Origin of the sequence: Phytobacter palmae (assembly GCF_039409775.1) — a bacterium.
In the GTDB taxonomy this organism is placed as follows: Bacteria; Pseudomonadota; Gammaproteobacteria; order Enterobacterales; family Enterobacteriaceae; genus Phytobacter; species Phytobacter palmae.
The window spans coordinates 1-24,285 of sequence record NZ_JBCIVJ010000035.1 but is presented as its reverse complement, the minus strand read 5'-3'; the positions used below and the strand labels follow the sequence as shown (position 1 = coordinate 24,285).

The window sequence follows — 24,285 nt, the reverse complement described above, 5'->3', positions numbered from 1 at the left end:
AAAACTTACATAAATACTAATCGATACATATGTGCTTGACAACCTCCGGTCCGGGCTATAGTTTTCGAGTTATATACTGATTGGTACATAACTCAGAATTGATTCCGGGTGCTGCTTTCGCTTTTTAACTCTTCAAAAGGATCCAACGTGTACGCTGAAACTGAATCAGGTGAAACCACGACACAACGCCGCTTACCTCTGCTACCCCTGCTGGCGTTTGCTATGACCGGCTTCATTGCCATCCTGACTGAGACTCTGCCGGCGGGCCTGCTTTCACAAATCGGAGCAGGCCTTGGCGTATCGCAGGTAATGGCGGGCCAACTGGTAAGTATCTATGCACTGGGTTCGCTTCTCGCAGCTATCCCGCTAACGGTGCTGACAAGTGGATGGCGCCGTAAAAAAGTGTTGCTGGTGGCCATCGGGATCTTTCTGGTTTTCAATACCATTACCACCCTTTCCTCCAGCTACTGGCTGACGCTGGCTGCCCGATTTATGTCCGGCGTAGCTGCAGGGCTTGCCTGGGGAATACTCGCTGGCTATGCGCGGCGCCTCGTTCCGGTAGATTTGCAGGGCCGCGCGCTGGCTATTGCTATGGTGGGAATTCCGGTTGCCCTGTCGCTGGGGACGCCTGCGGGGACATGGCTGGGCGGCATGATGGGATGGAGAGTGCCGTTCGGGCTCATGGCAGCACTGGCGGTCATTTTGTTAATCTGGACGCTGGTTGCAGTTCCCGACCTGCCGGGACAGCAAGCTGCGCAGCGATTATCCGTGTGGAACGTCTTCCTGATGCCCGGCGTTCGCCCGGTTCTGGCGGTCATTTTTCTCTGGATGACAGCACATAACATTCTTTATACGTTTATCGGCCCCTTTCTGACACTCTCGGGCCTGACCTCGCAAATCGGTCTTATCCTGCTTCTCTTTGGTCTTGCTGCACTTGTTGGCATCTGGGTAACCGGCGCGCTGGTTGATCGTCATCTGCGCAGACTTGTTCTGCTCAGCCTCGCGGCGCTGGCAGCTGTTTCACTGGTGCTGACTGCAGGCATGCGGGAACCCGTAATAGTATTCGTGGGTATTATCGTCTGGGGGTGGTCATTCGGGGGTGCGTCAACCCAGATGCAGACGGCGGCGGCTGATGCAGCCGGTAATCATGTCGATGTGGCTCAGGCGATGGTGACCACCGCATGGAATCTGGCAATTGCCAGCGGCGGCGTTATCGGAGGTCTGCTCCTCGATAATGCCGGTGCAGTATCATTTCCATGGGCGCTCCTGGCGTTAATGACTGTCGCATTTCTTTGTGCTTATTTCGCTAAAAAGCATGCTTTCCGGCCAGGGGCCAGAAATCATTACTAGAATCAATCAACCGCAATAAAATACTCACGCTCACTCTTAACACGGAGGGGTTGCGCCGTACTTTATGGCGGGTATGTCCGCTCCTCGCTTCATGACTCTAACGGACAAATCAAAAAGCTATTCGTATGTAAAATCTGGACAGATTTCGCAGACTTAATAGATTAAAAGGAATATCCGCAATGTTTACTCACATGCGCATTGCCAGACCCGTTACTAACCTTGAAAGATCTTTTCTGATGTACAGCCATGGATTGGGCCTGAAAAAAATTGCTGAATTCACGGATCATGACGGTTTCAACGGCATAATGTCAGGTTGCGAAGGATTGCCCTGGCATATTGAAATGACGGTATGCAAGCACCATCCGGTGTCACCTTCCTGGACAGAAGAAGACTTGCTTGTTCTCTATTATCCGGAAAAAGATGAGTGGAAAGAGACCTGCGCAAGAATGGCCGAGGCGGGTTTCAAAGAGGTTCGTTCCTTTAATCCTTATTGGGATGTGAACGGAAAGACGTTTATTGATCCCGATGGGTACAGAGTCGTTATACAAAATAAGGCGTGGGGATAACCGATATTAACCCTTATCATTTCCCCTGCTACGGCGTTAACACACTACGTGGCAATGCCGGCATCGAAGAGGTTCTGTTTTGAGGATTACGCTATGACTACTTTTCATCAGCTTACAGCCACCAGTCTGAGCGGCCAGCTTATCTCTATGGCCGACTACGCGGGTAAGGTAGTCCTGGTCGTTAATACCGCCAGCCATTGCTGCTTCACGCCACAATACGGCGGCCTTGAGGCGCTCTATAAGAAGTACGCCGCCCGGGGTTTGGTGATACTGGGTTTCCCCTGCAACCAGTTCGGTAAGCAGGAACCCGGCGGCGCCGGGGAAATCGCTCAGACCTGTTACATCAATTATGGTGTGAGCTTCCCGATGTTTGAGAAAGTAGAGGTCAATGGAAGCGCCGCGCACCCGGTGTTTCGTTACCTGAAAAATGAGTTGCCCGGCCTGCCTGGCAGGCGGATCAAGTGGAACTTCACTAAGTTTCTGATTGGGCGCGACGGTAAACCGCTCAAGCGTTTTGCGCCGTTCACCACCCCGGAAAAAATGGAAGCCACCATCCTTGCGGCACTCGAAAACTAAGGGTTTCGCTCATTCGCTCTTTCAATTCCGGAGCGTGTGCGTGAAACGCATTATCCGTTTGTAGCAGATCTGACGACGTTTACCTCTTGTGGCTTAATGCAGAAGAGTACAGGAAGAGGTTGAGCATCATTGCGTTTGCGCTGTAAAAAGTAAACCTGCGGTAAGCCAGCCTCTTTCCGGGCAAATGTTGCGATAATGAGTCGCCCCCTTTCTGCAGAGATCTATTGTCGTGACAATAAGCCGAAAGCGCTAACGTCCCCTCTTCGCTCAAGCCTTCCCGGCTGAACTTTCCCCTTTCCGGGCAACTCTCCTGTCCCTCTTTCAGAGTGACTATACGCAAACACGGCTCTGTTCGCCGCTGCTCTGTTATGGTGCGAATATTTGCACCATGCACAATATGCTGACATTGACCTGCTGATTAATCGAATTTTATGTGCAAAGTGCCCACTTCGTTGTGTTACCTCTGCACGGATAATTTTGGCATACCTCTTGCTATTTTCTGCGTAGCCATTCAGATAGCCACTCAGAGGTTTAACTATGTCAAGCAGCAATGATTTTCCGCTTATCGAAGCGCCAGCCTCCGGGCGTAAGGGCGTATTTTCGATCTCCATGGTTCTGTTCAGCTTTACTTTTTTTACCGGCACAATGTTCGCAGGCGGCAAACTTGGCGTCTCTTTTTCTATCGTTAATCTGTTGTGGATTGCGGTTATCGGTAACTTTCTGCTGGCCCTCTACGCCGCATCACTCGGCTGGATTGCCGCACGCAGCGGGTTGAATACCGTATTGATGGGCCGTTTTTGCTTCGGGGAAATCGGCAGCAAACTCGCCGATTTTATTCTCGGCTTCGCCGAACTGGGCTGGTACGCCTGGGGTACCGCGACGGTCGCCATCTCACTGGTCAAAATTCTCGCCCTGCCCGCCGTTATGACCATACCTTTAATGGTCCTCTTCGGGATCCTGTTCTGCGTTACCGCGCTGGTGGGCTACAAGGGGCTGGATGCGCTATCTCGCGTCTCTGTCCCGCTGATGTTCATTCTGCTGGTAGTTTCGATGTACCTTGCCGCCCATCACGCCGGCGGCTGGCAGGCAATGACAAAAATCGAACCGGGCGAAACCATGACCTGGTCGGCAGCTATCACCATGGTGTTCGGCACCTTCGCCAGCGGCGCAACTCAGGCAACGAACTGGACCAGGCTGGCCAACTCCAGCCGTACCGCTATCGTTGCCAGCATGAGCAGCTTCCTGATCGGCAACGGGCTGATGATTGTTGCCGGGGCGTGGTGCGCCATCGTCTACCAGCAGGCCGATATTGTAGAAGTGCTGATTCTGCAAGGGCTCTCCGTCGCCGCGGTGGTGATGCTGTGCCTCAATCTGCTGACCATTCAGGGACCCACGATTTATAACGTCTCTGCCGCCGCCTGCCATCTGCTGCGCAGCGAGCGCCGCCGTACGTTGACCGTAGTCGCAGCCGGTGTTGGCATTGTTCTGGCGATTGGCGGTATGTATGAAATGCTGATCCCTTTCCTTGTGCTGCTGGGCAGCATTATTCCGCCCATCGGCGGCGTTATCCTCGCCGACTACTGGTTTTATCGCGCTGGCCGCTATCCGCTACTGCAAACTGCCCGCTTACCGCGCTTTAACTGGCTGGGGCTTGGCGCCTACGCCGTGGGCGCCGTGGTGGCTTACCTGTCGCCATGGATAGCCCCGCTGGTTGGCATTAGCGTCTCCGCGCTGGTCTATATCGCCCTGACCCGTCTGAGCAAACGCCAGCCCGCCGCTGATTCGGTCGCGGAGCAGTAGTTATGAGCCTGACGGTCAGCGAAATCCTTGCCCTGGAGGAACTCTCCGCCATGCGCCTGCGCGCGGGTAAACAGGGGCTACAGCTCGCGGTTCGCTGGTACTACGTGGCGGAAAATGAAAATATCACCGAATGGATTATGGGCGGGGAGCTGGTCTTTATCACCGGAATCAACCATCCCCGGGATGAAGACAACCTGGTCCATTTGTTGATGGAAGGCAAGCAGCGCGGGATTGCCGGAATGGTTATCCTCACCGGGGATGCCTATATTCAGGCGATCCCACCGCGCCTGATAGCTCTTGCCGATGAGCTTGGCATTCCACTCATCGAGCAGCCCTATCTGCTAAAGATGGTGATTGTCACCGAACGCATCGGCACCGCGCTGGTGCGCAGCGAAAGCGCCCTGCAATCCCAGCGCGATATTCTGCTGCAATTATTAACCGGAGATTTTCCCGATCTGCAAATCCTGCAGCAACGTGCTATCCACCAGCGTCTGGATTTTACCCGCCCCTTACGGGTGGTTGCCCTGCGCCTTGAAGGGATACAGAATCTGTTTCGCCAGTTTCCGCCCGGACAGGCCGAAGCATGGTTGCAGCAGGCCCGCCGGACCATACGCCAGCGATTACAGCAGCAACTTAATCAGCAGGAGAACCCCTTTCCGCTGGTAGAACGCAGCAATATGTTTATCTTCCTGCTCCCGGATGAGGACGGAGAGTTCTATCAGCAGAAAACGTGGTTACAGCAGTGGCTATTGACACTCGCGGAAGGTGACGATGGGCTGTCACTGCTGTGCGGCCTTTCTGCGAGGGTGCAGCAACTACAGGACTATCAGCGCGCGCTGTCACAGGCGCGTCAGGCCCTGGATCTTAGCGATACTCTGCGTCCGGCCCAGCGCATTACCGACTATCAACAGCTGGGTTTTATCAAACTCCTCTCTGCGATCGGCGACCCGGCGCTGTTGAGCGATTTTCTGCATGACACCCTCGGCTGCCTGATCGAGCGCGATCGCAAAAGTCCGTGGCTGTTAATGGAGACGCTGGAGACGCTGCTTCAGGAGAACGGGAACGTGGTCAGGGCCGCCGGGCGGCTTGGCATTCACCGCAACACATTACATCAACGCATCCAGCGCATTGAAAAGCTGACCAGCTATCCGATTAACCATCCGCAATTTCATCTCAACGCCTCGGTTGCTTTGACGATCTGGCGTATGTCACAAAACCATTTACGGGAACATTTATGAAAATTATCAACGCGCGTCTGCGCCATAAAGAAGCGCTCTATACGCTTGAAATAGATGGCACTGTGATTAAGAGCATCACTTTGCAGACCTCAACGCCGGTAACCGGGGCTGGCGACCTCGACGCACAACAAAAGCTGGTTATCCCGCCGTTCGTCGAGCCACACATCCATCTCGATGCCACCCTGACGGCGGGCGAGCCGGAGTGGAACATGAGCGGCACGCTCTTTGAGGGGATCAGCCGCTGGAGCCAGCGCAAAGAGAGCGTAACGGTTGAGGATACCCGCCAGCGAGCGCTGAAAACCATCGGTATGCTTCGCGATAACGGCGTGCAGCACGTGCGTACCCATATTGATGTGACCGATCCGTCCCTGACAGCGCTTGAGGCGATGCTGGCAGTGAAAAAAGAGGCCGCCCATCTTATCGACCTGCAAATCGTTGCTTTTCCCCAGGAGGGCATTGAATCCTTCCCCGGCGGACGTGAGCTGATGACCCGCGCTATCGAGATGGGCGCTGATGTGGTGGGGGGCATTCCCCACTATGAAAATACCCGCGATAAAGGCGTCAGCTCGCTGGTTTTCCTGATGGACCTGGCCCAGCGCCATGGCTGCCTGGTGGATGTGCACTGCGATGAAATCGACGATCCGCAGTCGCGCTTCCTTGAAGTGCTGGCGGAAGAAGCCCGGGTACGGGGAATGGGCGCACAGGTCACCGCCAGTCATACCTGCGCCATGGGCTCTTACGATAATGCCTACTGCTCGAAACTGTTCCGTCTGTTAAAAGCATCCGGGATCAATTTTATCTCCTGCCCGACCGAAAGCATCCACCTGCAGGGGCGCTTCGACACCTGGCCGAAACGTCGCGGCGTGACACGGGTGGCAGAACTGGACCGCGCCGGGATCAATGTCTGCTTTGCTCAGGACTCCATTCAGGATCCGTGGTATCCGCTGGGCAACGGCAACATCATGCGTATTCTCGACGCCGGGCTGCATATTTGCCACATGCTGGGATATGAAGATTTGCAGCGCTGCCTCGATCTTATTACCGATAACAGCGCCCGGGCGCTGTGCCTGGGTGATAACTACGGCATTGCCGAAGGGCGCCCGGCAAACCTGCTGATCCTGGATGCGGAAAATGATTACGATGCGCTGTGCCGCCAGGCGAAAGTGCTGGCATCTGTTCGTCACGGTAAAGTCATTATGCAGCGCCAGCCGGAAGCGATTAGCTATCCGGTCTGACCGGTGAAACATGCCCGGCCGGTTAACCTGTCGGGCGAAAACATGCGCCTTATCCCCTCAACCGCTGATTTTCATTATCCTTAAGACAAGGGGCAAACTTTTGCTCAGCAAATGAGTCATCTGGCGGATTTTGCGCCTGACAGCATAACAACCCGGCTCGCCCTTTTCGCCACGGCCCGTAAGGAGTGTGGCTTTACGCCAGATTTCTGTTCCAGGTAGCTATGGGTATTCCTGACTATGTTAAATGGCACGACCTGATCTTTTATATGCCTGTTGTCGCGCAGCAGTGAGGCGTAATCCTTATAAAGCGCAAGTAGTATTGCGGCAAAAAGAGTCAGGGTCACCAGAATATGGCTCAGCCACCAAAAGAGCGTATCTGAGAGTGAGCCTGGTTTTTTTGTCGGTATATAAATTATCGCCGCCGCAGGTAAAACACCCAGAAAAAACAGGCTCAGCGCCAGAGGCATGGAGAAAGACAAAATGAGTTTAGCCGCCGTAGCGCCTGCAAAGAGACTCTGCACCATATTGCGATCGATAAGTATGTCGTAGCGAAGCATGAAATAAGTACAACCGGCGCTGATAATCACCAGCACGACTAACAAGGGTTTACGTAAGTACGGCAAAATCATTAACGGCGTAAGGAAAAGGTTTATGCAGCAGAAAAGGGAAACAGGCAGGCTGATAAAGAACAGCACCTGGTCAATGCTGCAGAACTCAATCTGTAACCAGAGGGTTTGCCAAAGCGAAATATTACCCACGGTCGTAAAGAACAAGGCTGCGACCCAGGTTAGTTGTACGGGGTTGAGCCGAAACGATGAAGGACGAAGAAACATGCTCTGTTCTCAGCGTGTCAGAAATGTGCTGAGTATCAATAAGTCCGTGTCAGGAAGTTGTTAAGGTATTCGGCCATTTTATGAATACGTCAATTTTCTTATGACTCGCCTCCTTATTATCGAAGATAACCCCGAATTGGTTGCCAATCTTTATGACTTTTTCGAGCCGCTGGGGTATGTCCTGGATGATGCACGTGACGGTGTCACAGGCCTGCGTTTGGCAACACAGAATAATTACGACGCTATCCTTCTTGATCTGATGCTGCCGCGTATGGATGGCATGACACTGTGCAGTAAACTTCGCTGCGATTATCAAAACCCGGTGCCAGTGCTGATGTTGACGGCACGTGATCCTGTAGATGATCGGGTACAGGGGTTTGCGCTTGGGGCTGACGATTATCTCATTAAACCCTTTTCTCTCAGGGAACTAGACGCTCGTATCCAGGCGCTGGTCCGCCGGGCTCAGGGCCGGCAAGTTCAGGGGACGTTAAAATGGGAAGATCTGGTCGTGGATGCCAGCGCACCGCAGGCATGGCGCCAGGGGAAAATCATCAATTTGACACCAAGCACGCATAAATTGCTGTTGTGTCTGATGCGCTCTGCACCAGATGTGGTTAAGAAACATGAGATGGAGTACCTGCTCTGGGGCGATGAACCGCCGGAAAGTGGCGCGTTGCGCACACATATTCATGATTTACGACAGCGTATTGACAAAAACTTCACACCTGCACTGATAGAAACGGTACATGGCATCGGTTTTCGCCTGCATAAGCCCTGCGGGGTTTCTGAAGAATAACGACCAGGGGCAGCCCAGTACTCATGAAATCCCTTTACCGCCAGATAACGCTTAAAACGCGCATAACTGTTTCGTTTGTATTGCTGATGATTGCCGTCATGGCGTTTTTAGTGGTGGCAGAACAGCTTGATTACGATGAGCTCAGAGCATGGGTGATGACAGAAAACCTCTATGAGGTGGCACCACATCTGAAAGAAGATGTCGCCAGTGGCATTGTTCCGACCCTGCCCGCAGGTAATCTGCTGTACAACACCCAGACCGTCCCCGACACCTTGCTCCGGTTCGCGACGGGCTACCACCGGCTGGAAGAGTCTGAGTACCGCCACCTGCTGGTTTTTGACCTTAATTCACAGCGCTTTTATTTGTTGCAGGATGGCGAACGTTACGCCGGTCTTGAGTTGTTGATTGACAGTTTTGCGCCGCTTGTCATTGGGCTATGTATCCTCGGTGCATTCTGGATGGGACGTCTCACCTCGGCGCGTGTTACCGTCCCCATTACCAGGCTTGCGAACGCAGTGCAGCTCAACCAGAAGCCCTTACCGTTCATGGACTCGAATGATGAAATCGGTGTGCTGGCGCGCGCATTTGCCCAACACAGTGACGAACTTGAGCGTTTTTTGCACCGTGAGCGATGTTTCGCAGGAGATGCCAGCCATGAATTACGCACACCGCTGGCTATCATTGCCGGTGCAGCAGAAACCCTGTTGCATCAGTTACCAGCGGACAGTCATTTACTGCCGGTCGCGCAGCGAGCCGTGCGCACCACTCAGGAAATGGAGCGTCAACTGACATGCCTGCTGTTACTCTCCCGGGATCCGCATACGCTTCCCATAGCCAGCGTCTCGTTGCGCCCACTGATCGAGGAGTGCATGACGCGTTGCCAGCCCTGGCTGGCAAGAAAAAACGTCGAACTCAGGCTGGACGCACCGCAGGAAATCCATCTTGCAACTAATGCTGAACTGGCACGCAGCGTAATCTGGAACCTGCTACGCAATGCCTGCCAGTACACTATTGAAGGCGAAGTTCGTTTGACGTTGCGCGGCACCACGTTAACCCTCTCTGATACCGGTCCCGGACTTCCGTCGAGCATTGCGCCTCATGCGTTTCAGCGCTTTCAGTCTGGCTCGCCTCAACATGGCGAAGGGCTTGGATTATCGATTGTTCAGCGTATTGTTGAACATCTGTGCTGGCACATGACGGTAGAAAGTTCCGAACAAGGCTCCTCTTTTACGCTGGTAATGCATCGTCTTATCTCGCCAGATGATACCGAGTGACAGGCATTTCAGATAAAACAGGTATTCACTTAAAACGTACCAGCCCGCGTCATGCGTAACTCGGTTTACTCATATGATCGGTTTAACGCGGTAGTTTATGGTATCCCTCTCTTTCTGCATGAAATAACGTCATCGCCTCCCCCTCAGCCCGTACTCCCGCAGAGGGGCTTCAAAGGGGAATTTCACTATCTGTCGCAATCTGTGAGAATAACGTTAACAGCTAAATTAACGTTTGAAAGCCACTATCTGGAGGTTTTTAGCATCAACGACCTCCCCCTTCACTGATACAAATGCGCTGTGTACTACGTCCCCGGACCTTTTATCAACCAATGAAATATGTGGCTCATCATGCAATATATTTTTATGCCCCCATTCCATCAGGGAAATAAGAAGCGGCGCCAGGGACTGGCTTTTTGGCGTCAGAATATATTCATAGCGTTCACGTGCCCCCTCCTCCTGGTAAGGAATTTTGCACAGCAGACCGAATTCAGTCATTTTTTTTAATCGGTTGGCCAGGGTCTGTTTCGTCATTTTTGTATGTTCGCGTATCGTTTCAAAGCGCGTTACCCCGTAAAACGCCTCCCTTAGAATCAACAAAACCCATTGATCTCCAAGTAGTTCCGCTGCTGCGGCAAGCCCACAAAGCTCAGGTAACAAGTACGGTAATGAATTATCTTTTGACATATGTTCAGTTGCCTCTTAATCTGAGTATGATTTTCATACCCAGCTATTTAAGGAGAATACAATGCCCTTCGTCAATGTACAAACCATTAAAGGGATTTTGAGCCCGGAGCAAAAAAATGAACTTCTGCACCGAATGACTGACCTTATTGTTGAAATTGAGGGGAAAGGCGATCCTGAGTTTCGGCGCTCAGTATGGATCCGAATTGACGAGCATGAACCGGAACAGTGGAGCCTTGGGGGAATTCAGCCTACATCTGAAATGATTGCAGCAAAATTCGCCTCATCGCAGCAGTCATGATGCGGTAGCAGGCATTTATATTCATGCTGGCTAATCGGCGAACAGTATTAATATCCGCTGTTCGCTCATAACCCCCCTCGCAATATGTGCGCGTCCGCTCAGTACCAAAAAAATGAACGAGCTTTGAGTAAATCATACGCTGGCAGTAGTATTCCGTCTCTTGCTTAATCAGTTGAAGCGAGGCCACCTCCAGGTGATGGCCTGCTATATCAACGTTGCTGCCCGTTTGAGCGGGCTTATCGCCAATATTTACCGCTTTTCCTGACAGGATGAGCTGCCCCCGCCCCATCCCCTCATTTCAGGTGACTCTTTTTCGCTAAACCAGTTCTGAAAGCCAGATATTGCGCCGGGCATAATATCGTGGGCACGCTCCATAATGATGGTTTGCGCATTGCGTAACTCATTGAGCGGATGCGCTGCCTCGCACAGTGCCAGAGCAACGTCTGTCGCATCAAGCATTGCCAGGTTAACACCTACGCCAACAGGCGGCATCAGATGAGCAGCATCGCCAATGAGTGTTATGCCCGGACGCGCTACCCAATCGAAATCCATGGGCAGGCTGTAAATCGGACGCCGGACATAATCACCGGTAGCATTAACGATTGACTGCAGAGAAGAAGCCCAGCCCCTGTAACTGTCACGTACAAAGGCGGTCATGCCGCAACAGGCAATCTGTTGATCGAGGAAATCAATGTCGCGTTTCAGTGCTGCATAAACGCAAATTCTCCCCCCACCGTTACGTTGTGTGATGAGTGCCTGAGCACCACCAAAGCTAAAAGCGGTCCCCTTTCCTGCGATGTCACTGATTCGCCCTGAGGGGTGATCAATCCAGCCTTCGAAAAAGGTAATACCCGTGTAAATCGGACGTTCCGCTGTCAGATAAGCCCTGACCCGCGACCAGGCGCCATCCGCACCGATGATAACGTCAGCTTCAAAGCGCCTGCCGTTGCTGAAAGTCAGCACATGCTTTCCGTTCAGGCCTGAGTCAAGGTGATGAAGTTTATGTCCCCACACAATAGTCTCTGCCAGGAGGCCACTCAGCAGCAGTTTTTTTAGCTCGCCGCGGTCAATTTCAGGTTTATCCATTTCACCTTCAGGAGCAATCATGTCGCCCTCAACTTCTCCGGTGCGATAGTTCAGCATCCGGCTTTCCTGATCCTCATACCTGGCTATTTTTATGAACTGCCCGAGCAGACCAGCTCTACGCAACGCCTCCTGTCCGCTGTCAGCATGCAGATCAAGTGAGCCCCCCTGACTGCGCGCAGAATCCGCAGACTCACCCTCGAATAGCGTTACGTTAAAACCGCGGCGCTGAAGTATAACGGCCGCCGTGAGACCCGCAGGGCCCCCACCGATGATGGCGATGCTAAGTTTGTCCGACACGCGTCTTTATCTCTGGCATTAAAACGTTTACTGTATAACCACAAAGTTGATATATCAACCCGAAGGCTGAATATAGTATGAACACCGCAGAGATTTCAGATGAAGAGTGGATGGCATGGCGCGGATTTCGTCGGCTTGCAGAGGTCATAACGGGCCGTATTGTCAGAGATATCAGTGATGCCACTGGCCTTTCCGGTCCGGATTTCATGATCCTTATGGCACTCATCAGAGACCCACATGGCGCGCTTTTACAGCGTGACTTGCTGGAGTACCTCGAATGGGATAAATCCCGGCTTTCACACCAGCTTTCACGTATGGCGTCACGAGAACTTGTGCAGAGAAGCCGTAACAACTCAGCAGGTATTTCGGTAAGCATTACGGAAACAGGACGTCAGCTACTCGCCACAGCACGACCGGTACACGCCAAAAGCGTGCGGCGGAATTTTCTCGATAAGCTGACGCCAGAAGATGTCAATGCGCTGATCGCTATCACGGGGCGGTTACGGCAGTCTGAGCGTGGTTTTATAAAGTGATCGTAAAAGCCTGCGCAGTAGAGAAGATTGCGCCGGTAGCTACCTGCCGACGCAATCTTCTCTTCCCTGCCTTATGCCAGCCGCATTTTACCAACCAGCCTGTTGGCGTTGTGCAAATGGATGGAGCAAAACGCGGCGGCTTTTGGTACGGAGTGCCTCAGCGTCAGTAGCAGACGTGAGTTACTTCCATAATTTATGTGCAATCTCCTGCAACTGGCGGGAGATATCCTGCAGATTAATCCCCTGCTCCTGCACTGCCCCGGTGGAGTGACGGACGATAAGCTTTGCCGGCAACACGGATGAACTGCGCGCCGAATCACCGTGGCCGCTATCAAGCAGGCGGCGCACCGCTTCCTTTCCCTGCAAATCGAGATCCAGCGAAACGGTGGTTAACGCCGGATGAAAGAACGAACTTTCATAGGTCCCGTCATAACCTACCACCGACTTCTCACCCGGAATGGCGACCTGGTGTTGATGAAATGCGCTAAGCACGCCAAGCGCCATCTGATCGTTTCCCACCAGCACAGCGGTGAAATTCGGTGTTTCACGTAACATCTGCAGCGCACCGGCGTAACCACTCTGCGCGTCCCAGGTGCCATGAAAAATGGTCACCGGTTTCAGCCCATAACTATTGAGCGTATCTAACCAGCTTTTTAACCGCAGATTGGCCGACACGGAGGTTTCCGGTCCGGCCAGCAGTGCAATCTCCCGGTGACCCAGTTCATAGAGATGTTTGACGCTCGCACGGGTGCCATCCGCCGGGTTAAACGAAACGTTAAACACAGAACTGTAGGGATCGACATCCAGGAACAGGCAGACAATATCATCGTTGTCAGAGGCGATACGTTGCGCCTCTTCTGTCTCCAGCGGCACGTTGATAATGACCTTGTCCACCAGTTGCGACTTGAGTTCGTTAATGGCGGATTGAATGTCTTGATTGACGTTCTCATCGATCATTGAAATCAATACCTGGTAGCCATCGAGGTTAGCATAGCGTTTCACCGCTGCCGCCACCTGTGAAGGGGCATGGAGTGCCAGAGAGGTGGTCACCAGACCGATGGTCTGGCTTTGCTTACCCACCAGCTGCTGCGCCAGTCGGTTCGGTACATAACGCAATAACTCTATGGATTTCTCTACTTTTAAACGCGTGGCTTCGGATACATTGGCAGATTTGTTGAGTACCCTGGACACGGTCTGGTAGGAGACGCCCGCATGACGGGCTACGTCTTCCAGCGTTGCACTTTTAGACTTCATGGTCCGGTTCCTTATGTTGTTATACGCCAAGTGTAACAGGGGCGACCTGAAAAAACGCTCACCACGCATCCCCCTTGCTTCATCTTAACAACAAAAGTATGACGCTCACAACTCAAGACACTGTGAACAGATTCGCTAATGGTAACAAAAAACGCTGATTTATTTGCAGTTAATCACATATTCACAATCGTTAGTTTGCCTGTTTTTACATTTAGGCATTTTATGACACTGCTTATGTGAACGTAATACAAAACAATAAGAGGAATGATATGAACACTACGCTACGCACTCTCTCTCTTGCGTTAGCCACTGCGCTGACTTCGACTTCTTTGCTGGCTGCGACATCTGTCCCTATCGACTTTCACGGCTACCTGCGCGGCGGTGTAGGCGTCTCCGGCGATGGCGGACAGGTTGAGTGGCAAAAGAACAAACTGGGTCGCCTCGGTAACGAAACCGACACCTACGGCGAGCTGGAGCTGGGTTCTGAGGTCTATAAAAAAGATGACGTGAGTTTTTACCTCGACAGTATGGTCAGCATGGTTTCCGACGGTTCTAACGACAACGAAACCACCATTGGCGACGACGCGCAGTTCGGCCTGCGCCAGCTGAACCTGCAAATTAAAGGGCTTATCCCCAACGATCCCAATGCGGTCATCTGGGGCGGTAAACGTTACTACCAGCGCCACGACCTGCATATCATCGATACCAAATACTGGAATATTTCCGGTTCCGGCGCAGGGATCGAAAACTACAGCGTCGGGCCAGGTGCGGTCTCGGTGGCCTGGATCCGGGGTGATGCCAACGATGTTGATTACCGCGTCGATAACGACAATGACGTTAATATCAACTATATCGACCTTCGCTATGCGGGCTGGAAGCCGTGGTCAGGCGCCTGGACAGAGTTCGGCATTGACTACGCTATGCCTAATCCGACCAAAAAACAGAAAGAGTACGGCGGATTATACGAAGCCGATGACGGCGTGATGGTGACCGGCGAAATCAGCCAGGACATGCTTGGCGGCTACAATAAACTGGTGCTGCAATATGCCAACAAAGGGCTGGCGCAGAACATGGTATCGCAGGGCGGCGGCTGGTATGACATGTGGCATTATGTGAACGACGCCAGCGGTTACCGCGTGATCAACACCGGACTCATCCCGATTACCAGTAAGTTCTCGCTGAACCACGTACTGACTTACGGCTCTGCTAACGACATTACGGAATATACCGACAAAACCCGCCTGGTTTCACTGGTGGGCCGCGCGCAGTATCAGATGACTAACTATGTGCGCCTGATTGGTGAAGTCGGCGGGTTCTACCAGAAAGATGACTACAAAAACGGCAGCCACTACAAGCAGAGCGGCGAAAAATACACTTTCGCGGTTGGTCTGGCAGATGGCCCGGAATTTATGTCACGTCCTGAATTACGCGTATTTGCTTCCTATTTAAATGATTCGGAAAATGGAAAATCATTCGAAGATGGAACCAAAAATAATACATGGAACTTTGGCGTACAGGTTGAAGCCTGGTGGTAAATAAACATATCTTTCCCGTTATCGCGTAATTGGCTGAATTTGTTAACTGCGGTCGCTTATTTAAATAAGCCCCCGGACATTTCCTGTGCCTCGTCGCGATATAACGCGAAATGACCCTGTTTATTAATGCGTTACCCTCGTTATTTATCTCCGAGAACTGCCAGGCTCTTGCCTGTCAGAATTTATATTGTCATTGCTTTTCTTTTATCTATTTCGGGATACCCTTACGGGTATCCCTTTTTATTTATGTGCGTGAAAAGAAATGCTCATCCAGTAACTTGCGCAGCGCATCTGACTGCTTGCCAAATATTGCATGCACCTGCTGACCGAGAATAATCACCCCCAGCGCCCCTTCATGTTGCAGCGCCTGAGAATCCACAATCGCCAGATCTTTTACCGTTACGCGTAAACGGGTCAGACAGGCATCGACATTTTCAATATTCTCCGCACCGCCAAAAGCCTGCGCCAGCCGCTGGATTAATTGCAGCTCGGCATCGCTGATGGGCACCGCCGCGGCATTTTTTGGTTCAGAGAAGTAGCGCAGGAAAGATTTAAGACTCACCATCATCGACTCCGGATTTTCGACAGATAAAAAAAAGCCTGCCCGAATGGGCAGGCGCATAAGTCAGACTTTACGCCTGACGGCGAACAACACGGCAATCCCACGGCGTCAGCGTCAGCGAACCGCTGACCGACGCGGCAGACAAACAATCCTGATAGCCTTGCGGCAGGGTTATCGTCTGCTGCTGAGCGCTAAAGTTCTGGATAAAGACAAACGTGGTTTCCCCGTCAGTGCGCGCAGTAGCCACAACACCCGGTGGGAAATCCTGCTCAACGGCGCGCGGCAGCGCCAGTTCGTCAATAAGGCTGGCAAAGAAATCACGCTGGAACGCCAGGTCGTTGCGTGATGCTACGTGCCACGCCTTACCTTTGCCGAACTGATTAACCGTCACTGCCGGACGACCGGCATAGAAATCATCCCTATAAGTGGCCAGCGGTTTTGCGCTCTCCACATGAATCAGTTCACACAGATGACGCACCTGATATGGCCCCTGTAAGCCGGCATCGTTCCCCGCCAGCCCCTGCACCAGATTGCGCTCATTGTCATCCAGACAGTCTATCTCCTCGGCCCAGACACCAGTCAGTTTGCGTAGCGGGCCAGGGAAGCCACCGAGAAAGCAGAGATCGCTCTCGTTCACCACTCCGGTCCAGTAGGACGTGACCAGATGCCCACCCGCCGCGACAAACGCCTCGGCGCGCTCAGCAAAGCCCTCCCGTACCATGTAAAGCATGGGGGCGATCACCAGTTGATAACGACTCAGATCCGCGTCGGCGTTAATGACATCCACCGCAATGCCTTTCTCCCAGAACGGGCGGTAGTGTTCATTAACCGTTTTTTCATACTCCATACCTTTATTGCGCGGCCCTTCGGCGTCGTCCAGCGCCCAGCGGTTTTGCTGGTCAAAGATGACAGCCACACGCGCATCGGTGCGACACCCCATCACCGGAGAGAGTTTTTCGAGCATGTCGCCCAGCGCGCATACTTCACGCCCGACACGGGTATCAAGATGGCCCACATGATCAATGATCGCACCGTGGAACTTCTCTACCGAACCGCGACTTTTACGCCACTGGAAGTACTGCACCGAATCCGCGCCGTGCGCCACTGCCTGTAACGAAGACAAAATGTGCATCCCCGGCTTTTTCACTTTGCTGGTTGGCTGCCAGTTGGTGACGCTCGGCGTTGACTCCATCAACACAAATGGCTTGCCCCCCTTTAGCGAGCGCATCATGTCGTGATACATCGCCGTGTAGCAGGCAAGCTGCGTTTCATCTTTGTCCCGGTGCCACATGGGGTAGCTGTCCCAGGAGATAAAATCGAGCGCCGGCGCGAGTTGCCAGTAGTCGTAATCGTAGAAATACTCCATAAAATTCGTGGTCACCGGAAGCTGCGCATTCGCCGCTTTCAGCGGGGCGATTTCATGGCGGCAGAAATCAGTGACCTGCGCGGTGTTAAAGCGTCGCCAGTCAAGATTCAGGCCGTGGATTGACACTTCTCCCTGCGGCGACGGGGACTGGATTTGTGACCAGTCGGAATAGGTGTGACTCCAGAAATCGCTCCACCAGGCGTGGTTGAGGTTTTCCAGTGTCTGATAACGGGCTTTCAGCCAGTCGCGGAATTGTTGCTGACACAAATCACAGTGGCATTCGCCGCCGTACTCGTTGGAAATATGCCAGCCAAGTACTGCCGGATGCTGCGCATAGCGCTCCGCTAACAGTGTATTGATTTTGAGCGTTTTTTCCCGGTACACCGGCGAGGTCATGCAGTGGTTATGCCGCCCGCCGTGTAGTGCCGGAACGCGATCGCGCCCGACGCGCAGCACCTGGGGATATTTCTGCGACATCCAGGCTGGCCGTGCGCCACTCGGCGTGGCGAGAAAGATATGAATACCCGCCGCATATAACTTCTCAATAACCGAATCCAGCCAGGCAAAATTAAATTCCCCTTCCCGGGGTTCCAGTTTTGACCAGCTGAATATTCCGACCGACATGACATTACATTTTGCTTGTTTCATCATGGCGATATCTTTATCAATAATGCCCGGATAATTCTCCCATTGCTCCGGGTTATAGTCCGCGCCATGCAATAGCGAGACAACCTTCGGGCTTAAAGGCGCAAATTTATTCATATTAAAGATCCTGAAATTGACAACACCAGAGTTAATTAAAAACTTTTACCGAAGGCAGTACTTTCCCCTGACAATCAAACAACGCCTGGTTTTCCCGCGCATTGCCCTCTTTCCATTTGTCGTTGATATAATTCATTCCCGCCTGCGTCGCCCAGGTATTTCCGGGAACCGCAATCCAGGTCGGCTCCCAGTAAAAAATACCTTTACCGCGATGACCCTGAACATTAATAACCGACTGCATTAAATCGTGGATATAGTCATATTGCCCCTGGACGGTACCCTGGTAGCCGCCGGCTTTCTCTTCTTTTTCCTGGAAGCTGTTTTCGGCGTTATCGCAATTAGCCAGCGTATAGCCGTAAGCCGCTTCGACCACAATCACATCTTTGTTGTAGCGTTTGCTGATGTCGTCCATATTGCTCTGCAACGCGCTGATCGGCCCGTTCCAGTAGGTGTACATCGACAGGCCAATCACATCGAACGGCACGTTGCGTCTGGTGATTTCATCAAACCACCAGCGGAAGGTATCGTTTTTAGTCCCTTCGGCCAGGTGCAGCATAATCTTCACCTGTTCGCCGTTCTTAAGATTCTCCTTGAGCCCGTCAATGGCTGAATTGAGTAGCCCCGCCAGCCGATCAAACTCACCGCCGCCCTGCCCCCAGCTTTTGCCTTCCGGCCACAGAATTCCGGAGTTAATTTCATTGCCGATTTGCACCATATCCGGCAGCACCCCCTCCTGTCTGAAGCGGGCAATGGTGTCGCGGGTATAGTCATGGATTGCAGTTTTCAGCTGCGGGTAATCCATTTTTTCCCAGGCTTTTGGTTTGAACTGTTTACCCGGATCGGTCCAGAAATCACTGTAGTGAAAATCGAGCAGCAGCTTCATCCCCTGTGCCTTCGCGCGTTTTGCCAGCGCAAGCGTGGTCGCCAGATCGTTATCACCGCCGCCGTATGCCTGGCCTTGCGCGTCTTTCGGGTCAACCCACAAACGCAGACGCACATAGTTCACGCCATTGGCTTTGAGGATAGCGAGCGCATCTTGCGGCTGATTCTTGTCGTTATAAAACTTCGCTCCGTGCTTTTCAGCGTCCAGCAGGGTTGAGATATCCGCCCCTTTAATAAAGTCGGCAGGCATGCCGCTGAACGGGCGCGTCTTTAACGCGTCGGCGGCAAAAGCGCTGGCAGACAAACTACAGAGACAAACAGCAAGCAGAGCGGGTGTGAATCTTTTCATGTGGTTATCCTTTAGTGCTGCCGGAGGTCAGACCGGAGACGAAGTATTTTTGTAAGGCGAGATAGAGAATGGCCACCGGCACGGCGATCAATACCGCGCCCGCCGCATAGGTGGTGTAACTGGCACCCATCTTTTGCGCCACCAGGTTATAAAGACCAATCGGCAGCGTGTATTTGTCCGGGGTGCGTAAAATGGTGCTGGAGAGGATGAAATCTCCCAGCGGCCCGGTGAAGGAGAACAGCGCCACCACCGCAACAATCGGTTTAGACAGCGGCATGATTATCTCGATAAAGATGCGGAAGTTGCTGGCCCCGTCCATGCGTGCGGATTCGTCCAGGTCCCGTGGAATGGCGTCGAGATAGCCCTTCATCAGATAAGTATTCATCGGGATCATCCCGGCAACGTAGATCAGCACCAGCGCCATATGGCTGTTAATCAACCCCAGCAGCTGTGACAACACGAAGATGGCGATGAGCGCGGAGAACTGTGGGATCATCTGCAACAGCAAAAAGAGCATCAGGCCATTCTGGCGCCCTTTAAAGCGGAAGCGCGAAAAAGCGTAGGCGGTAAAGCTGACGCTGATTAAGGTCAAAATCATCGTCAGCAGGCTGATCTTCATCGAATTCCAGTACCAGGTCAGGTAGTTCACCTGGCCGTTAAACAGATCGGCATAATGCTGGAATGAGAGATTCTCCGGGATTATCGATGTGCTGAGCAGGCTGTTACCGGCGTTCAGTGAGGCGCCGACCGTCCACACCAGCGGATAGATAATGATGACTGATACCAGCACGATAACCAGCCAGGAGAGCGACAGGCGGATCCACTTTTCGCGGCGGATACTTTGTGATTTAGCCATTTTTCTTCCCTTATGCCATGTCGTCGTTTTTAAAAGATTTGGTGGCACGGAACTGCCACAGCGCCAGGCCGACGACAAAAATCGACAGCAAAATGGTGATGGTCGCGGCAATCGCATACTGCGAGGAGGACATCGTCAGCTTATAGATCCACGACACCAGGATATCGGTGCCGCCCGCGTTTGCTCCTGCCACCGCCGGGCCGCCGTTGTTAAACAGGTATATGATGTTGAAATTATTAAAGTTAAAGGTGTACTGCGTGATGATGATCGGCGCAATCGAGTAGAGCACCAGCGGCAGCGTAATCGTGCGCAGGCGGGTCCAGGTGCTGGCACCATCCATCTTCGCGGCCTCGTACAGATCGTCAGGAATGGCCTGCAATACCCCGGTAGTCATGGCAAAGACAAACGGAAAACCGAGCCAGGTTTGCATCATGATCAGCGCCGTTTTCGTCCAGAAGGGATCGGTAAGCCACGCTTTCGGTGCAATACCAAAGAAAGCCAGAATAGCGTTGTTAATCACGCCAAAGGAGTCGTTAAACATCCCGGCAAATACCAGAATGGTGACAAAGCCCGGCACCGCCCACGGCAGAATAAAGATAGTGCGTACCAGAGGCTTAAACCGCAGGTCTTTCTGGTTGACCAGAATGGCCAGCAGAACGCCAACGGTGCATTGCAGAGTGGTTGCCAGCAAGGTCCAGACCACGGTCCACTGCAACACATCAAGAAACGTCGAACGCCAGATCGAGAGGGTAAAAATATTGACGAAATTCTTTAATCCCACCCAGTCCACCAGTTTGGCGGGCGGCGTGTGGTAGAGGTTGTAATTAGTGAAGGCGATGGAGAAGCCGAACAGGATCGGGAAAATCACCACAAACACCAGCAGAATGAAGCCGGGTGTAATCATCAGGTAGGGAAAACCATCGCTGAGCAACATCTGATACTGCTTGCGCACGCTGTTGAGCGGCCTGCCTTCGTCGCGCTTTTTACCGTTAATCCATGCATCGCGCAGCGACAGATACCAGACCATCACGCCAAAGGCGATAATCAGCACGCTGATGATCCCTTCCGCCAGCAAAAAGATCGAGTTATCGCGCGGCACTTCTTCGCCAAGGGTATACAACCCCCAGAGTCCTTCGCGCAGAAAATCATAGAAAATGCCGGTAAAACTGCTCAACAGTACAAGGAAGATGAGGCCTTTTAGCCACTGACGGTGATAGAACTGACCAAAGCCCGGCACGATGGCCAGCAGCAGCCCGCACCATGCATGACGGCCTGCACCTTGCGTTTTGGCAAAATTCTCGCTGGGACTGATAATCACGTACGACTCCTTTTCGACAACGGGAGGTCGCCCTCCCGTTCTGCTACAACAAGCGGTTACTGGTTACTGGCCTGCATGGCTTCAACTTGCATATGGATCTGTCTGGCGGCGGCATCGAGCGCGGCCTGCGGCTCCTGCTTCCCGGTCAGGCTCAGTTCCAGCGCCGCGTTTGCCGGTCCCCAGACCTCACCCATCTCCGGGATGCCCGGCATTGCCGTGGCGCGCGCGGCCTGCACCGCTACCGCACTGGCTTTCTCGTCGTTTTTGATCATCGGATCGTCAATCATCGCCTTCTGCGCCGGGATCTCGCGGGTAGCGATATAGCGCGTTTTCACGTACTGCGGCTGGTTGATAAATTCGAGAAATTGCTGTGCCAGTTGCTTATCTTTACTCCAGGTAGAAACCACATAGCCTTTCACGCCAAGGAAGGAGCTCATGGGTTTGCCATCCGGCAGATTTGGCAGCGGCACCACGCCGTAGTTAATGCCTGCAGCTTCATACGGCTGGAAAGCCCACGGGCCGTTAATCACCGCAGCGGCTTTTTTCTCGGTAAATAGTGAATCAATGGCGTTCAGCCCGTTATCACCGAGGATCCCCGACGGGAAAGCCCCTTCGCTGTAGAATTTTTTCAGGAAAGTGACCGCCTCCACCGCGCCGGGTTTATTCAGGCCGATATCTTTCGGGTTATAGCCACCTTTGTCGTTTTTACCGAACAGATAGCCGCCCATCGGACCGATAGCGCCCCAGCTGTAGTAGATTTGGTCAAATTTGGCCAACAGACCGTATTTGCTCTGCTCACGCTGTTTTTTCGAGTAGTCGAGCCACTCCGGCAGGCTTTGCAGCGGTTTGTCGATCAGATCTTTGTTGTATATCAGTACCAGCGTTTCGACCGCTTTTGGTACGCCATACAACGTGTTATCCAGGCGGAAGGCGTTGATGGAAGCCGGAGTAAAAGCATCAATCTTTTCTTTGTCCAGATTCAGGGGGGTCAGCAGCCCTTGCACAACCGCGCCACCCAACTGATCATTGGGGATAACCAGTACATCCGGCCCGATACCTGCCGGACCATCAAGGCGTAATTTTTCCAGTTGCTGCGCGTAGGGCATCTCCTGAACATTCACTTTAACGTCGTACTTTTGCTCGAAATCTTTGACGGCGTCCTGGATACCAACAGACTTTTTAATGTCTTCCCAGACGTTAAGCTGTTTTGTTGCCGCATGCGCCGACAGGCTAATAATCTGGCCGGCAGCCAGTGCAGAGAGGATCAGTGCGGTAAGTGTTCTCTTTTTCATTATCACCCTCATGTCAAGGTATAACATTTTAGTGGTTTTCATGGTGCGACATCTGATGAGACAGCGGTAAAATCACCTGATATCACTGGGGTTAAAACACATTCATATGCTCAATTGGATTTGTTATACGTTACGCTTGAGCGACCAACAAAACGAGAATTAACTGTCAGTTGTGTGACAGACGCAACAGAAATGAAAATTCGATATAGGGCGCTAAAACACTGGAAGTTATAGTCTGAGCATGAATTTTCGCGGTTGAGCTACTCTGTCGCCTGATTGTTATACGTAATACAAAAACATCCGACAACGCGCTTATCGCTGCACATAACGGCTACTATTTTCGGGGAACGTTGATGTCCAATATACGACTGAGGAATGTCACCAAGCGGTTTGGCGACACGGTGACGCTGAACAATGTGAATCTGTCGATTGAAGACGGTGAGTTTGCGGTATTTGTCGGCCCTTCCGGCTGCGGGAAATCGACCATGCTGCGCATGATTGCCGGACTGGAAGAGGTCAGCGAAGGCGAAGTCCTGATTGGCGATGAGGTGATGAACGATGTCGCCCCCGCCCACCGCGGCGTTTCGATGGTCTTCCAGTCTTACGCGCTCTATCCGCATATGACCGTGGCGGAAAATATGGGTTACGGACTGAAAGTAAATAAAGTCCCGAAGGAGGAAATCCGCCGTCAGGTGGAGATGGTCGCCACGACGTTACAACTCAGCCATCTGCTGGACAGAAAGCCAAAACAGCTCTCCGGTGGTCAGCGCCAGCGCGTGGCGATTGGTCGTGCGATTGTGCGTAACCCGCGCGTATTTATGTTTGATGAACCGCTCTCTAACCTCGATGCCGAGCTGCGCGTCGAGATGCGCCTGCATATCGCCCGTCTGCATCAGGAACTGAAAACCACCATGGTGTATGTCACCCACGATCAGGTGGAAGCCATGACGCTGGCCGATAAAATCGTGGTGATGAATTACGGCAATATTGAGCAGATGGGCTCACCGATGGAGCTTTACTACAACCCGGTGAACAAGTTTGTCGCCGGGTTTATCGGCTCGCCGAAAATGAATTTCCTGCCTTCCACCGTTAAAGCGTGGCGGCCGGGCGAGCTGACGGTGACGCTGGCACAGGGGCATTCATTAACGCTGGCGCTGGATACGTCGCGTCTTGAACCTGGCGCGGAGGTCACGCTGGGGATCCGCCCGGAACACCTCTCTACAGATATCACGCGCGGTACGCAACTGGAGTTCCAGTGCGAAGTGGTGGAGCGACTCGGCAATAATACCTATCTCTTCGGCCAGTGCTATGGTCACGACAACATTAAAATCCTGCTCCCCGGCGATGTGCATTTCCGCCCATGGCAAAAAATCACCCTCGCTTTTGACAGCCAGCACTGCATGATTTTTGACAGTCAGGGGCTGCGTGTCAGCAAAGAGATTGCCCTGCCAGACCACGAATAAACACGGCGCATCCTTCGCAGAGTCAATCCGCCCGTAGAGTCGGCTTCCCCCTCTTCGGAGGGTGCTTTTAAACAAGGTGA

At 52.7% G+C, this 24,285-nt stretch carries 22 protein-coding genes; 12 read left to right on the top strand and 10 right to left on the bottom strand.

The features are described from left to right. The first annotated feature begins 147 nt into the window (after positions 1-147). From AAIG39_RS24095 to codA, 6 genes are all read left to right on the top strand, one after another. Positions 148-1,350, top strand: coding sequence for an MFS transporter (locus AAIG39_RS24095; protein WP_343194910.1), 1,203 nt, complete (start codon positions 148-150; stop codon positions 1,348-1,350). A gap of 179 nt (positions 1,351-1,529) precedes the next feature. Next, positions 1,530-1,916, top strand: coding sequence for a VOC family protein (locus AAIG39_RS24090; RefSeq protein ID WP_090089113.1), 387 nt, complete (start codon positions 1,530-1,532; stop codon positions 1,914-1,916). Between the two features lie 93 nt (positions 1,917-2,009). Beyond that, positions 2,010-2,492, top strand: coding sequence for a glutathione peroxidase (locus AAIG39_RS24085; RefSeq protein WP_343194909.1), 483 nt, complete (start codon positions 2,010-2,012; stop codon positions 2,490-2,492). Positions 2,493-3,029: 537 nt separating this feature from the next. Continuing rightward, positions 3,030-4,292, top strand: coding sequence for a cytosine permease (codB, locus tag AAIG39_RS24080; protein ID WP_090089109.1), 1,263 nt, complete (start codon positions 3,030-3,032; stop codon positions 4,290-4,292). A gap of 2 nt (positions 4,293-4,294) precedes the next feature. Then, positions 4,295-5,530, top strand: a complete 1,236-nt coding sequence (locus tag AAIG39_RS24075; RefSeq protein WP_343194908.1) for a PucR family transcriptional regulator — start codon at positions 4,295-4,297, stop codon at positions 5,528-5,530. Further along, positions 5,527-6,765 carry a cytosine deaminase gene (gene codA, locus AAIG39_RS24070; RefSeq protein WP_343194907.1) on the top strand — a complete coding sequence of 413 codons (1,239 nt, stop codon included), beginning with the start codon at positions 5,527-5,529 and terminating at the stop codon, positions 6,763-6,765. Before AAIG39_RS24075 ends, codA begins: the two co-directional genes overlap by 4 nt. A 116-nt stretch (positions 6,766-6,881) precedes the next feature. Here codA and AAIG39_RS24065 read toward each other — a convergent pair whose 3' ends face one another. Beyond that, a complete protein-coding gene (locus AAIG39_RS24065; RefSeq protein WP_343194906.1) occupies positions 6,882-7,598 on the bottom strand; it encodes a phosphoethanolamine transferase domain-containing protein in 717 nt (238 codons plus the stop codon). A 100-nt stretch (positions 7,599-7,698) separates the two neighbouring features. On the opposite strand from AAIG39_RS24065, the gene AAIG39_RS24060 reads away from it, so the two are divergent. Together AAIG39_RS24060 and AAIG39_RS24055 are read left to right on the top strand one after the other, a co-directional pair. Then, complete coding sequence (locus tag AAIG39_RS24060; RefSeq protein ID WP_343194905.1) at positions 7,699-8,394, top strand: response regulator transcription factor; 696 nt, start codon at positions 7,699-7,701, stop codon at positions 8,392-8,394. Positions 8,395-8,417: 23 nt separating this feature from the next. After that, the gene (locus AAIG39_RS24055) at positions 8,418-9,668 is read left to right on the top strand and encodes a sensor histidine kinase (protein WP_343194904.1); all 1,251 of its coding nucleotides are present in this window, start codon (positions 8,418-8,420) and stop codon (positions 9,666-9,668) included. 225 nt (positions 9,669-9,893) lie between these two features. On the opposite strand, the gene AAIG39_RS24050 is transcribed toward AAIG39_RS24055, so the two are convergent. Then, the gene (locus AAIG39_RS24050; RefSeq protein WP_343194903.1) at positions 9,894-10,352 is read right to left on the bottom strand and encodes a winged helix-turn-helix transcriptional regulator; all 459 of its coding nucleotides are present in this window, start codon (positions 10,350-10,352) and stop codon (positions 9,894-9,896) included. Positions 10,353-10,413: 61 nt separating this feature from the next. Between AAIG39_RS24050 and AAIG39_RS24045 the strand changes: the two genes are divergently transcribed. Next, entirely contained in the window at positions 10,414-10,650 is a 237-nt protein-coding gene (locus tag AAIG39_RS24045) for a tautomerase family protein (RefSeq protein ID WP_343194902.1), read from the top strand. A 249-nt stretch (positions 10,651-10,899) separates the two neighbouring features. Here the strand turns inward: AAIG39_RS24045 and AAIG39_RS24040 are convergent, their stop codons facing one another. Next, complete coding sequence (locus tag AAIG39_RS24040; RefSeq protein ID WP_343194901.1) at positions 10,900-12,033, bottom strand: FAD-dependent oxidoreductase; 1,134 nt, start codon at positions 12,031-12,033, stop codon at positions 10,900-10,902. A gap of 77 nt (positions 12,034-12,110) precedes the next feature. On the opposite strand from AAIG39_RS24040, the gene AAIG39_RS24035 reads away from it, so the two are divergent. Further along, on the top strand, positions 12,111-12,566 hold the full coding sequence (locus AAIG39_RS24035) for a MarR family winged helix-turn-helix transcriptional regulator (protein WP_343194900.1): 456 nt from the start codon (positions 12,111-12,113) through the stop codon (positions 12,564-12,566). A gap of 180 nt (positions 12,567-12,746) precedes the next feature. Here the strand turns inward: AAIG39_RS24035 and AAIG39_RS24030 are convergent, their stop codons facing one another. After that, on the bottom strand, positions 12,747-13,820 hold the full coding sequence (locus tag AAIG39_RS24030) for a LacI family DNA-binding transcriptional regulator (RefSeq protein ID WP_090089090.1): 1,074 nt from the start codon (positions 13,818-13,820) through the stop codon (positions 12,747-12,749). Positions 13,821-14,089: 269 nt separating this feature from the next. Between AAIG39_RS24030 and AAIG39_RS24025 the strand changes: the two genes are divergently transcribed. Further along, the gene (locus AAIG39_RS24025) at positions 14,090-15,355 is read left to right on the top strand and encodes a maltoporin (RefSeq protein ID WP_090089088.1); all 1,266 of its coding nucleotides are present in this window, start codon (positions 14,090-14,092) and stop codon (positions 15,353-15,355) included. A 244-nt stretch (positions 15,356-15,599) separates the two neighbouring features. On the opposite strand, the gene AAIG39_RS24020 is transcribed toward AAIG39_RS24025, so the two are convergent. The 6 genes from AAIG39_RS24020 to AAIG39_RS23995 form a co-directional block, all read right to left on the bottom strand. Next, on the bottom strand, positions 15,600-15,920 hold the full coding sequence (locus AAIG39_RS24020; RefSeq protein ID WP_343194916.1) for a PTS sugar transporter subunit IIB: 321 nt from the start codon (positions 15,918-15,920) through the stop codon (positions 15,600-15,602). A 67-nt stretch (positions 15,921-15,987) separates the two neighbouring features. Beyond that, positions 15,988-18,045 carry a beta-galactosidase gene (locus AAIG39_RS24015; protein ID WP_343194899.1) on the bottom strand — a complete coding sequence of 686 codons (2,058 nt, stop codon included), beginning with the start codon at positions 18,043-18,045 and terminating at the stop codon, positions 15,988-15,990. A gap of 31 nt (positions 18,046-18,076) precedes the next feature. Then, positions 18,077-19,276: a glycoside hydrolase family 53 protein gene (locus tag AAIG39_RS24010; RefSeq protein ID WP_343194898.1), complete on the bottom strand. Its 1,200-nt coding sequence runs from the start codon at positions 19,274-19,276 to the stop codon at positions 18,077-18,079. Between the two features lie 4 nt (positions 19,277-19,280). Then, positions 19,281-20,132 carry a sugar ABC transporter permease gene (locus AAIG39_RS24005; RefSeq protein ID WP_047370125.1) on the bottom strand — a complete coding sequence of 284 codons (852 nt, stop codon included), beginning with the start codon at positions 20,130-20,132 and terminating at the stop codon, positions 19,281-19,283. Positions 20,133-20,142: 10 nt separating this feature from the next. Continuing rightward, entirely contained in the window at positions 20,143-21,450 is a 1,308-nt protein-coding gene (locus tag AAIG39_RS24000) for a carbohydrate ABC transporter permease (RefSeq protein WP_090089082.1), read from the bottom strand. Positions 21,451-21,506: 56 nt separating this feature from the next. Continuing rightward, positions 21,507-22,742 (bottom strand): extracellular solute-binding protein, encoded by a 1,236-nt coding sequence (locus AAIG39_RS23995; RefSeq protein ID WP_343194897.1) that lies wholly within the window; start codon positions 22,740-22,742, stop codon positions 21,507-21,509. 353 nt (positions 22,743-23,095) lie between these two features. Here AAIG39_RS23995 and AAIG39_RS23990 point away from each other — a divergent pair, with 353 nt between their 5' ends. Beyond that, entirely contained in the window at positions 23,096-24,205 is a 1,110-nt protein-coding gene (locus AAIG39_RS23990) for an ABC transporter ATP-binding protein (RefSeq protein ID WP_090089079.1), read from the top strand. Positions 24,206-24,285: the final 80 nt, after the last annotated feature.

Excerpts from the sequence above, each read along its gene's own strand:
- AAIG39_RS24085 (WP_343194909.1), top strand. The coding sequence starts at position 2,010 with ATGACTACTTTTCATCAGCTTACAGCCACCAGTCTGAGCGGCCAGCTT.
- AAIG39_RS24075 (WP_343194908.1), top strand. The coding sequence starts at position 4,295 with ATGAGCCTGACGGTCAGCGAAATCCTTGCCCTGGAGGAACTCTCCGCC.
- AAIG39_RS23990 (WP_090089079.1), top strand. The coding sequence starts at position 23,096 with ATGTCCAATATACGACTGAGGAATGTCACCAAGCGGTTTGGCGACACG.
- AAIG39_RS24035 (WP_343194900.1), top strand. The coding sequence starts at position 12,111 with ATGAACACCGCAGAGATTTCAGATGAAGAGTGGATGGCATGGCGCGGA.
- AAIG39_RS24005 (WP_047370125.1), bottom strand. The coding sequence starts at position 20,132 with ATGGCTAAATCACAAAGTATCCGCCGCGAAAAGTGGATCCGCCTGTCG.
- AAIG39_RS24065 (WP_343194906.1), bottom strand. The coding sequence starts at position 7,598 with ATGTTTCTTCGTCCTTCATCGTTTCGGCTCAACCCCGTACAACTAACC.
- AAIG39_RS24045 (WP_343194902.1), top strand. The coding sequence starts at position 10,414 with ATGCCCTTCGTCAATGTACAAACCATTAAAGGGATTTTGAGCCCGGAG.
- AAIG39_RS24010 (WP_343194898.1), bottom strand. The coding sequence starts at position 19,276 with ATGAAAAGATTCACACCCGCTCTGCTTGCTGTTTGTCTCTGTAGTTTG.
- AAIG39_RS24015 (WP_343194899.1), bottom strand. The coding sequence starts at position 18,045 with ATGAATAAATTTGCGCCTTTAAGCCCGAAGGTTGTCTCGCTATTGCAT.
- AAIG39_RS23995 (WP_343194897.1), bottom strand. The coding sequence starts at position 22,742 with ATGAAAAAGAGAACACTTACCGCACTGATCCTCTCTGCACTGGCTGCC.
- AAIG39_RS24020 (WP_343194916.1), bottom strand. The coding sequence starts at position 15,920 with ATGGTGAGTCTTAAATCTTTCCTGCGCTACTTCTCTGAACCAAAAAAT.
- AAIG39_RS24030 (WP_090089090.1), bottom strand. The coding sequence starts at position 13,820 with ATGAAGTCTAAAAGTGCAACGCTGGAAGACGTAGCCCGTCATGCGGGC.
- codB (WP_090089109.1), top strand. The coding sequence starts at position 3,030 with ATGTCAAGCAGCAATGATTTTCCGCTTATCGAAGCGCCAGCCTCCGGG.
- codA (WP_343194907.1), top strand. The coding sequence starts at position 5,527 with ATGAAAATTATCAACGCGCGTCTGCGCCATAAAGAAGCGCTCTATACG.
- AAIG39_RS24025 (WP_090089088.1), top strand. The coding sequence starts at position 14,090 with ATGAACACTACGCTACGCACTCTCTCTCTTGCGTTAGCCACTGCGCTG.
- AAIG39_RS24055 (WP_343194904.1), top strand. The coding sequence starts at position 8,418 with ATGAAATCCCTTTACCGCCAGATAACGCTTAAAACGCGCATAACTGTT.
- AAIG39_RS24050 (WP_343194903.1), bottom strand. The coding sequence starts at position 10,352 with ATGTCAAAAGATAATTCATTACCGTACTTGTTACCTGAGCTTTGTGGG.
- AAIG39_RS24060 (WP_343194905.1), top strand. The coding sequence starts at position 7,699 with ATGACTCGCCTCCTTATTATCGAAGATAACCCCGAATTGGTTGCCAAT.
- AAIG39_RS24090 (WP_090089113.1), top strand. The coding sequence starts at position 1,530 with ATGTTTACTCACATGCGCATTGCCAGACCCGTTACTAACCTTGAAAGA.